Annotated in this window: 9 protein-coding genes and 1 pseudogene; all 10 read left to right on the top strand. The window is 70.8% G+C overall.

The genetic code is table 11. The features are described from left to right. Positions 1–66 precede the first annotated feature (66 nt). On the top strand, positions 67–1,572 hold the full coding sequence (locus tag ACFXOA_RS30530; protein WP_385035121.1) for an ATP-binding protein: 1,506 nt from the start codon (positions 67–69) through the stop codon (positions 1,570–1,572). 32 nt (positions 1,573–1,604) lie between these two features. Further along, positions 1,605–2,300, top strand: coding sequence for a hypothetical protein (locus ACFXOA_RS30525; protein ID WP_385035119.1), 696 nt, complete (start codon positions 1,605–1,607; stop codon positions 2,298–2,300). Positions 2,301–2,429: 129 nt separating this feature from the next. Further along, positions 2,430–2,993 carry a hypothetical protein gene (locus ACFXOA_RS30520; RefSeq protein ID WP_385035117.1) on the top strand — a complete coding sequence of 188 codons (564 nt, stop codon included), beginning with the start codon at positions 2,430–2,432 and terminating at the stop codon, positions 2,991–2,993. Between the two features lie 97 nt (positions 2,994–3,090). After that, positions 3,091–3,852 carry a hypothetical protein gene (locus tag ACFXOA_RS30515; RefSeq protein WP_385035115.1) on the top strand — a complete coding sequence of 254 codons (762 nt, stop codon included), beginning with the start codon at positions 3,091–3,093 and terminating at the stop codon, positions 3,850–3,852. A 25-nt stretch (positions 3,853–3,877) separates the two neighbouring features. After that, a complete protein-coding gene (locus ACFXOA_RS30510) occupies positions 3,878–4,375 on the top strand; it encodes a hypothetical protein (RefSeq protein ID WP_200717982.1) in 498 nt (165 codons plus the stop codon). A 410-nt stretch (positions 4,376–4,785) separates the two neighbouring features. Continuing rightward, positions 4,786–5,259: a hypothetical protein gene (locus tag ACFXOA_RS30505; protein ID WP_385035113.1), complete on the top strand. Its 474-nt coding sequence runs from the start codon at positions 4,786–4,788 to the stop codon at positions 5,257–5,259. Positions 5,260–5,350: 91 nt separating this feature from the next. After that, a complete protein-coding gene (locus ACFXOA_RS30500) occupies positions 5,351–6,016 on the top strand; it encodes a hypothetical protein (protein ID WP_385035111.1) in 666 nt (221 codons plus the stop codon). 95 nt (positions 6,017–6,111) lie between these two features. Then, a pseudogene (locus tag ACFXOA_RS30495) lies at positions 6,112–7,900 on the top strand (type IV secretory system conjugative DNA transfer family protein). Next, positions 7,897–8,127, top strand: coding sequence for a hypothetical protein (locus ACFXOA_RS30490; protein WP_385035109.1), 231 nt, complete (start codon positions 7,897–7,899; stop codon positions 8,125–8,127). Before ACFXOA_RS30495 ends, ACFXOA_RS30490 begins: the two are co-directional and overlap by 4 nt. Then, positions 8,124–9,296 (top strand): DnaB-like helicase N-terminal domain-containing protein, encoded by a 1,173-nt coding sequence (locus ACFXOA_RS30485; protein WP_385035107.1) that lies wholly within the window; start codon positions 8,124–8,126, stop codon positions 9,294–9,296. The genes ACFXOA_RS30490 and ACFXOA_RS30485 overlap by 4 nt, the downstream gene beginning before the upstream one ends. The last annotated feature ends 24 nt before the right edge of the window (positions 9,297–9,320 follow it).

Raw genomic sequence — 9,320 nt, 5'->3', positions numbered from 1 at the left:
CCGACCTGCACGCCCCGTTCACCGGCCTCGTCCGCCGCTGACCCACCCCTCATCTGGAGAAACGTCATGCCCCGTACCCGCGCCAGCGCCTCCCCTCTGTTCGTGCCCCGTAAGACGACACGCGCCGAGCAGCGGGCCGCCCGAGCCGGTTTCACCGAAGCCCGCCGCCAGGCACGCCTCGCCGGAAACCCGCCCAAGCACCGCGCCGAGCAGACCCTCGACCCGGACCTGCGGCCCACCTACCCGCTCGCCGGTCGCCCCGGGCCGGCCTCCGCCCGCGGCGGCAAGCTCGCCCTGCCCGCCCACCGGATGACCACCGCCACAGCCAGCGGCGCCTACCCGTTCGTGGCCGAGGGCGGCCTGGGAGCGGAAGGGGTGTTCATCGGCCGCGATGTGCACGCGGAGGCGGCTTTCTGCTTCGACCCGTTCTCGCTCTACAACAGCGGCCGGGTGGAGGGCTTCACCAACCCCAACGCGGTCCTGGCCGGGATCATCGGCATGGGCAAGTCGGCGCTGGCGAAGTCGATCGCCACCCGGTCGATCGCCCACGGCTACCGGATCTACATCCCCTGCGATCCCAAGGGAGAGTGGACCGGTGTCTCGCAGGCCCTCGGCGGCTACAGCATCGCCCTGGGCCCCGGGCTCCCCGGCCGGTTGAACCCACTGGACGCCCCGGCCCGCCCCGCCTCCGTGAGCGAGGAGGACTGGTTCACGGAGGTTCGCAAGCGCCGTCTGCTGCTACTGGCCAGCCTCGCCCGCACCGTGCTGAAGCGCGACCTGCTGCCGATGGAGCACACCGCCCTCGACCTGGCCCTGGATCTGGTCGTCGACGACGCCGCCGCCCGGGGCACGGTGCCGCTGCTCGGCGAGATCGCCCACGTACTCGGCTCCCCCGAACGCCTCGACCACGCCCTCAGCCACCAGGCGGGGCACCTCGGTTCAGCCGCCCAGGACCTCGCCCACGCCCTGCGACGTCTCGTGCACGGCGACTTGAGCGGCATGTTCGACGCGCCGAGCACCGTGTCGTTCGACCCGACCACACCGATGCTGTCCATCGATCTCTCCCGTCTCGGCGGCTCCGGTGACGACACGGCACTGGTGCTCGCGATGACGTGCGCGAGCGCGTGGATGGAGTCAGCCCTCAGTGATCCCGACGGCGGTCGACGCTGGGTGATCTACGACGAGGCGTGGCGGCTGATGCGGCACGTCGGCCTGCTGGAGCGGATGCAGAGCCAGTGGAAGCTCTCCCGAGGGCTGGGCATCGCGAACCTCATGGTGATCCACCGCCTCAGCGACTTGCTCTCGGCGGGCGACGCCGGTTCACGCGGCCGAGTCCTTGCCGAGGGGCTCCTCGCGGACTGCAGCACGCGCATCATCTACCGCCAGGAGCCTGACCAGCTCGCCGCCGCTGCATCTCTGCTCGGCCTGACCGGCGTCGAGACCCAGGCGGTGTCCGCCCTGTCCAAGGGCCGGGGTCTGTGGAAGGTTGCCGGCCGCTCGTTCATCACGCAGCACATCCTCCACCCGGCTGAGCGGGAGCTGTTCGACACCGACGCCCGCATGGCCGCATAGCCCGACGACCAGCACAGCAACGGGAATCGATCATGTCTGCTTCTTCCACTCCTTCCTCCGGTGACAATCAGCCGTCGCAGGCCACCGACCCTTTGGCGTGGCGACGGCACCTCCCGGCGCTGGCCTCGGCCGCCGCCGGGATCAACGAGGCGTGCGACGCCTGGGACGCGGTCTCGGACTCCCTTTGCGACGCGGACGGCTGGCCGCTGGACGACAAGGTCTACGGGGACGGGAAGGTCAAGCGGGACGCCGAAGCGTGGAAGCACGCCGAGGTGTACCTCGACCACGGACCCGAGGTGCTGGCCGGGGTCCGCGCCGCCGCCGCCGGCCCCGACTACGTCGAGGGGCCGATCAGTGACGACCTCCGTCGGATACGCGGGATCGACACCATCCTGTTCCGGGCGCAGGAGCTGCGGCACGAATGGGCCGACGTCATGGCGCTTATGGACGGTTCGCAGCCGAGCGTGCTCCACCTCTACCAGGAGCGCGCCGAGGAGCACCGCAACACCGAAGGCTGGCACTACTCACACGAACTCGGCTCCAAGGGACCGGCGTTGGTGCGCGTCGGCGAATACCTCGCTCACCGGGCGGACACCGAACGGCCGCCGCAGACCGAGCGGGCTCGCGTCGCCCTGACCCGCTCCACGCACAACACCCCTGCCATGTCACCTGCTTCGCCCCAGGTCCCGCCGGCATCGCATCCGCCGGCTCCCAGTCGCTCGCGGTGATCCCTAGCACGCAGTCACGGCCGTACCAAACCGCCCGATCGCCGGATCCTCATGGGCCACCGCACTCCTTCAAGCTCCACGCCCCGTCGGCTCCCGCCGTGCGGCGGGGCGTTCGCAACGGAGAACTCCATGCACCACGAAACCCCGCCCTCGACCGCCGCGTCCGTTCCGCGTCGTCTTCAGGCTGCACTCCGTTCCGCGCTCGGGCAGCGCGGCCTGGAGTGCACCGTCGAGTACGGCCTGAGCGACTACATCGTCCACGCCGAGCTTCCCGACGGCAGTTCACTGATCATCTCGCCGCCGCAGGAGCCGCCCTCCGAACACCCAGAGTCCCCGGAGAGCTGGCTGGTCACCCGCCACCGGTCCGCCGAGCCCGCCGTCTACGAGGTGATCTACGACTCCGAGCCGGACGGTCCGCATGCGCGTCACGGCGGCAGCGTGCCGGATCTCCTCTCCGCTGTCGACGCCCGCCTGGACCAGCTTGGCGTACCACCACGCCAGGAGCAGGGACGTTCCGGCGAGGCGCGCGCCGCCACCGTGTTCCCGCCCGACTCCGCTCCATCCCGGGCGAGGGTCGCTCTCGCCTCTTCGCCGTCGGTCGGCCAGCGCGTACTCCCGACCGGTCCGCCGCCGGAGTCTTCCGCGCGGGCCGCGCCGCCGCCGGCCAGTTCCTCATCCGCCCCCCGGCTCTGACCGACCGCGATCCAGGAGTCCTCCGTGCACCGCACCCTCAGAACTGATCCGCCCGTCGCCCGCACCTGCAACCGCACCCGCCTCGGATGGATCTGCCATGCCCAGCCACTACGACGTGCTGCCCGACCTGGCCTTCGGCCACCACCCCGTCCACGGCATCGTCGCCGCCAACCCGAAGAACCTCGCGGCCAGCACCTGGATGCTCAAGGGATTCGACTTCCATCCCGTCCCCGACCAGCCGACGTTGTACGCGCTAGCCGACCAGAACCGTGACGGACACGGCCGTACGAGCCGGGCCATCGAGCTGCTGCGCAAGGCCGGCTACCAGGTCGATGTGGACGTCGCCCTTGACCCTGCGCTGGCGCCCGAAACGGCACAGGTACGCGACCGCGGTCCGCTCGGTGAACCAGACGTCGCCTTCGCCGATCACCCGCAGCTCGGCATCGTCGCAGCCCTTGACAACCGTGTCTCCGGCCTCAGCGGGCTCGCGCTGGTGGAGGATGGTTGGCGGCACAACTCGAGCCTGGACATCTACACGCTCCCCGCGACCACCGATCGCGTCGAAGCCCTGGGGAGAGTCGCCGACGCCACGGTGGCCCTGCACCGTTCGGGGCTCCAGGTCGCAGTGCAGCCCCGCCTCGCTCAAGAGGTGACGGCTCGGCCCCGCCCTGCTGCCACGCCGGCCGTCGGCCGTGAGCGCGGCCGTGGTCCCGCTCGCGCGTCTCCGTTGAGCGCCGCCGCGCTCGCCGCCAGCCCGGCCCGTGCCGGAATCCCGGGCAGGGCGCCGGTCCCCGCCGCCGTCACCACACCGGCGGTCCGGCCGGTTGACCCCCGCGTCGCGTACTCCCGCGACCGCTGATCCAACTCCTCAAGGAGGCCCTTCCATGGCCGTGAAGACGATCTGGCCTATCGACCACACCTGCGGTCACCATGCCGACCGCGACTTGTCCGACCGACCGGCTGACCGACGCGCCGGCTTCGCCGAGTGGCTCGCCAGGCAGGAGTGCACGGACTGCTGGCGCGCCTCGAACGAGGGCGACGAGCAGGACAAGGCTGCCTGGCTCAAGGCGAAGCGCGCCGAGGAGCAGACGGCGTCCGAAGCCTGGTCCGAGCAGTACCGGATGCCTCCCCTGGAGGGAACCGAGCGGGCCGTTCCCTGGGGCGTGCGCTGTCGTCACCAGATCCTGACCAATGCCTACACCGCACTGGTCACCGAAGGCACAACCAGCGAAGCGGAGTGGGCGGAGATCGAGGAGAACGCTCGTACGGTGACCCGTGCCGGGTGGTGGATAGACCAGCGGTCGTCCGAGCCCGAAGACCTCACCGAACTGCTCCGAGCCGCCACCGGGGCCGACCGGCCGACAGAGAATCCCTTCTTCTGACCGACCGGGTGCCCTGCTGCGGCGGGGCACCCGGCTGACCGCACCCGTGCGGCCTCTACCAGCGATTCTCGGCCGGACCAAACCCCGCATTTGCCGGACGCTCTGCCCACTGGCCCACCTCCAACGGGTCCTTCGCTCCCTCTGCCCCGGAGACTTCCGCGCCTACCTCGATCACCATCACGTCCGAGTTCAGCGGCAGCGTCGTTGCCAAGGGCGCTACTGATGACCTCTCCGCGCAGCTCCTCCGTCACGCCGGTTTCAAGCAGATCGACGACTGGCACGGCCGACGCCATCGCCTGCCCACCACCACTCCGCTCGCCGACCAGGTCGCCATCGCCAGCCATGCGGCCGAGATGCTTCGAGCCGCTCGCTATGACGTCACCCTTCCGCCGTCTCTCGACACGGCCCGGATGAGCCCTCCGGTGCATGCGCTGGGGCCCTACGCCGCCGGAGCCGAACTTCTCAGCATCACGGAGCAGATCCGTGCGGTCGAAGACGGAGCCAGCCTTCAGCGGGCAGTCGACCACCTCCTTCACCCCGAGCACGGTGCGCTGGAGCGTGTCCGGGAGGCGCTGGAAGCAGCGGGAGAACAGGTCAACGACTTGGACGACGACGCGTATGCGCTCGCCGACCGGTTCGGCTTCGCCTCGGAGTTCGTCAGCTCGGCCCAGTCCGAACTCGTCGATTCCGAGGCCGAGCTACGCCGCGTCGGCACCGCTTCGACGAGTTACTCGGCAGCACGGACCGTCCGTGATCACCGAGGTGCCGCTCTGGCCACTTCCCCTGCGGCGAACCAGGCCAAGGTCTCCTCGGCATCCAGTTCCCAGACGGCGCCGCTCACTACGACGGGTCACCCGCCGCGCGCCGCAACCCCCCGACGGTGACCCCGGCGGCTCTCTCCGCCGTCGGCCACCAGTACGTCCCGCGCCCCCGCTCGACTCACCCGTCAAGGACCACTCACCCGAAGAGGCAAACGTGCCCGAGTACTACTCCAGCATCGGCGAGGCCGTCGGTGCGGCCATGCAGCACAACATCCGGCTCGCCCACCGCAGCACGGCACCGGCCTCCGACAAGCGGCTACAGGTCAGGCACCTGCCCAACGCTTCCGCCGACCCGTACTCGGTCCGCGGAATGATCTCTCGCCTCCACGAGGACGCCTCACCCGATGAGGTGGCGGGCATCATCGAGGAGGTCACCGGCGCACTGGTCGGGGCTCTGCCCGAGCTGACCGAACTCGTCGCCTCTGCCGCCGACTGGACTCGCGCCCGTCTCGACTTCGACGACCCGCATCACCATCCGACTTTCGAGACGTGGACCCGACTGGCAGCCGCGTACGGGATGCTCCAAGACGTCCGTGAGCAGTTGGAAGTCGCCAAGGACGGTCTCGCTGCCTGTCCCGCAGAGCGCACGGACCCCCGGCACCACCAGATGGTCAACGTCCTGCGCAGCCGGGAGTTGCTCGACGATGTCCTCGGTGCCCAGGCTGCTCCTGTGCCGTCCGCTGCCCAGAACGTCGATTCAGACCGGCAGCGGGTGGCCCGCGCCTCCTCGCCGTACGCCGGAACATCGCCGTCGACCGGCACCCCGCCGGCCACCCCGCCGCCTCCGCCCGCGCCTCGTCCTGTCGGCCGACCCCGCTGACACGGTCCGCTTCGCACCCTCAGGAGCCTCCGACATGAGCTGCACGAGAGCCGAGCGCGCCCCGCCCCGCCCGCTCGCACACCCAAGGAACCGCCGTGCCTTCCCCACGCACCAACGCGCCCTCGACTACCACCGGGTCGGACGCGCTCCTCTACCTCCTGTTCGGCATCCTCGGCGCCGCCATGGCCTTCGGCTCCCTGGCCTGGCTGACCGGAAATCTCACCAACACCTTTGCCGGGAGCGGGATATGGGCCCCCTTCCGCGTCACGGACGCGCTGCTGCACCCGGAGGTGCTGTGGCCGGCCCTGGACACGACCGCGCTGCTGGTCGGTGCCCGCGTCGTCCCCGCCCTGTTCACCGTTGCCTTGGTCGTCACCGCTGCGGTGCTGTGGATGCGCTGGCGTGCCGGGTCCAAGTCCGGCCTCGCTCGGAAGGCGGACCTGGCGCCGCTGCTGGACAAGGAGATCGTCGCCAAGGCGAAGAGCCTGCGCCCGAGCCTGGGCGGCCGGGAGAGTAAAAGAGGTCCTGCCCGCTGACCGCGGCATCCTGCTCGGCACCCTCGATCCCGGTCGTGCGGAGGTCCGCGCGTCCTGGGAGGACGTGATCGTCGCGATCATGGCTCCGCGTTCCGGCAAGACGTCCGGGCTGGCGATCCCCGCGATCCTCTCGGCACCGGGCCCGGTCCTGCTCACCAGTAACAAAGCCGCGAACGACGCCTTCACCACCACGGTGGACGCCCGTGCCGAGGTCGGCACGGTCTGGACCCTCGATCCGCAGCAGATCGCCCACCACCCGCGCGAGATGTGGTGGGACATCCTCGCTGACGCCCGGGATCTCGCCGGGGCTAAGAGGTTGGCGGGGCACTTCGTGACCGCGAGCGTGGACGAGTCCAGCGGCTCCGACTTCTGGTCCACCGCCGCGAGCAACACCCTCGGTGCCCTCTTCCTCGCCGCCGCGTCCCACCGGCGGCCGATCACCGACGTCCTGGCCTGGCTCGCGATGCCGGCCGACCGCACCCCGGTGGACCTGCTCACCGACGCCGGCCACCATGCGGTCGCCGCCCAGCTCCAGGGCACCGTCTCCGGCGCGACCGAAACCCGCGACGGCATCTATGAGACGGCGAGGCAGTACGCGAGCTGCCTGCTCGACCCGGACGTCGCCGCCTGGGTCACCCCGAACGACGACCTTCCCGAGTTCCAGCCGTTTGCCTTCGCCACGTCCCGCGACACCTTGTACCTGCTGAGCAAGGACGGCGGCGGCAGTGCGTCCGCGATCATCGCGGCGGCGGCCGACGCCGTGATGCGCGCGGCCGTGATCGTGGCCGAGCGCTCCGGCGGGCGACTCGACCCGCCCGCGCTGTGCGTCCTCGACGAGGCGGCGAACGTCTGCCGCATCTCGGACCTCCCTGATCTCTACAGCCACCTGGGCAGCCGAGGCGTCATCCCGATGACGATCCTGCAGTCCTACCGTCAGGGCCAGCGGTGCTGGGGCGAGGCCGGTATGGACGCCCTGTACTCCGCCGCCACCATCAAGATCATCGGGTCTGGCATCGATGACGCGGACTTCGCCGACCGGCTCAGCCGTCAGGTCGGCGATCACGACGTCCAGACCACCTCCGTGTCGACCAGCGAGGGCGGCAAGTCCACGTCGGTGAGCATGCGCACGGAGCGGATCCTTCCGCCGGACGCCATCCGCGCCCTGCCCAAGGGCAAGGTGCTGCTGCTGGCCACCGGCATCCGGGTCGCCATGCTCAACCTCAAACCCTGGTACAAGGAGCCCTCTGCCAAGGTGGTCGGCCCCGCCTCCGCCCGGGCCACGAAGGCCATCACCGAGCGTGCCCTCGCGAAGAGCATCGGCCAGGACGATCTTGGACTGTCGGCATGAGCGCGCCCACACCACAGCAGGGGCGGTTGGCCCACGCTCCGGTCGTCCTGCGCGGTGGCCGGTGGTGGCTTGACGGCGGGGCAGGCTCGGTTCCCGCCTCCGATCCCGCCTTCACCGCCGTCCTGGACGACTTCGCGCTGTCGATGGCCGCTGCCGACCAGGCAGTCGCCAACCTCCTCATCCGGCAGGAAGCGGCGTCCTGCGTTGATCCCGGAGGCCTGCGGTGAACCCGCTGATGAGTGCCGAGCAGGCGGTCCTCGGTGCCGCACTCCTCGACCCCGAGCAGCTGACGCACCTGGAATGGCTCGCTGCGGACCACTTCTATCGGCCCGTCCACCAGGCACTGTTCGCCGCGCTCCGCAAGCTGCGCGACGACGGGCATCCCGCGTTCTCGGCCGATGGTCCGTTGCCGCTGTCGTGGGTGACCGACGCGGTCGAGGAGGCCGGACAGCACGTGCGCGGGCTGACCGCGGCGTACGCCCACACCCTGATCCAGGCGTGTCCCCGAACAGAGCACGCCCCCGTGTACGGACGCATGGTGCTGGAGGGGGCGATTCACCGCACCGTCGCCCAGCACGCGATCCGTCTCCACCAGGCAGCTCGGGCCGACGCCGTCCAGGGCGAGGTCGAGGGAGCCTTGCGCACGGCCGACGTCCTGACCGGCGTACTCACCGACCTTGCACGACGCTGGGGAACCGACCCTCGACCGGTCCCACCCACCGCTGGGCCCTCGGCCGCCACGGACATCCCGCCTCCGGTGCAGAGCGGCCAAGTCGCCGAGGACGAGCGGTTCCTCCTAGCCGTCCTCGCCGAACAGCCGGGGGCCATGGGCGAGGTGGTGGCCTGGCTGCGGCCGGGAGACTTCGCCGACCCGACCCACGGGCAGCTCTACCGGTGCCTGGGCGCGCTGCACCACCGAGGCGAACCCATCGACCGGATCACCCTGCTCTGGGAGGCCCAGCGCCGCGGTCTGCTGGCCGACGGCACTGTGTCGAGCGAGCAGCTGACCGCCGTCTGCGAAGGAATGGTCCCCGGCAGCTCCGACTGGTTCGGCCAGCGGGTGATGCGCTCCTCCGTCACCCGCACTGCCGCCGCTTCCGCGCGAGCCATCCGGACCCTGGCCCAGGACGAGGTTCTGGGGCCCGGCCGGCTGATCAACCACGCCCTGCACGAACTCGGTCCGCTCGACGAGGTACGTGCCCGCTGGGCCACCGCGAACAGCAGTCCGGCTCCGAAGACCACCGCATCCGCTCCGTCGGCGGCCGAGCCGCCGCCCGACCGAGTGAAGGCCGCCCGCGCCCGCAGCACACCCCGCCCAGGCGCGTCACCCCCAGCCCCGGCCAGCCATCTCCCCACGCTGTCAGCAGCCCGACCACCCTCGCGCGGCCACCCGTGAGGCCCCCTCGCCACCAGCCTCTTC

Origin of the sequence: Streptomyces sp. NPDC059166 (assembly GCF_042755185.1) — a bacterium.
Taxonomy (GTDB): domain Bacteria; phylum Actinomycetota; class Actinomycetes; order Streptomycetales; family Streptomycetaceae; genus Streptomyces.
The sequence above is the reverse complement of the archived record's forward strand: the minus strand, read 5'-3'. Positions and strand labels throughout refer to the sequence as shown.

Excerpts from the sequence above, each read along its gene's own strand:
- ACFXOA_RS30530 (WP_385035121.1), top strand. The coding sequence starts at position 67 with ATGCCCCGTACCCGCGCCAGCGCCTCCCCTCTGTTCGTGCCCCGTAAG.
- ACFXOA_RS30525 (WP_385035119.1), top strand. The coding sequence starts at position 1,605 with ATGTCTGCTTCTTCCACTCCTTCCTCCGGTGACAATCAGCCGTCGCAG.
- ACFXOA_RS30520 (WP_385035117.1), top strand. The coding sequence starts at position 2,430 with ATGCACCACGAAACCCCGCCCTCGACCGCCGCGTCCGTTCCGCGTCGT.
- ACFXOA_RS30515 (WP_385035115.1), top strand. The coding sequence starts at position 3,091 with ATGCCCAGCCACTACGACGTGCTGCCCGACCTGGCCTTCGGCCACCAC.
- ACFXOA_RS30510 (WP_200717982.1), top strand. The coding sequence starts at position 3,878 with ATGGCCGTGAAGACGATCTGGCCTATCGACCACACCTGCGGTCACCAT.
- ACFXOA_RS30505 (WP_385035113.1), top strand. The coding sequence starts at position 4,786 with ATGAGCCCTCCGGTGCATGCGCTGGGGCCCTACGCCGCCGGAGCCGAA.
- ACFXOA_RS30490 (WP_385035109.1), top strand. The coding sequence starts at position 7,897 with ATGAGCGCGCCCACACCACAGCAGGGGCGGTTGGCCCACGCTCCGGTC.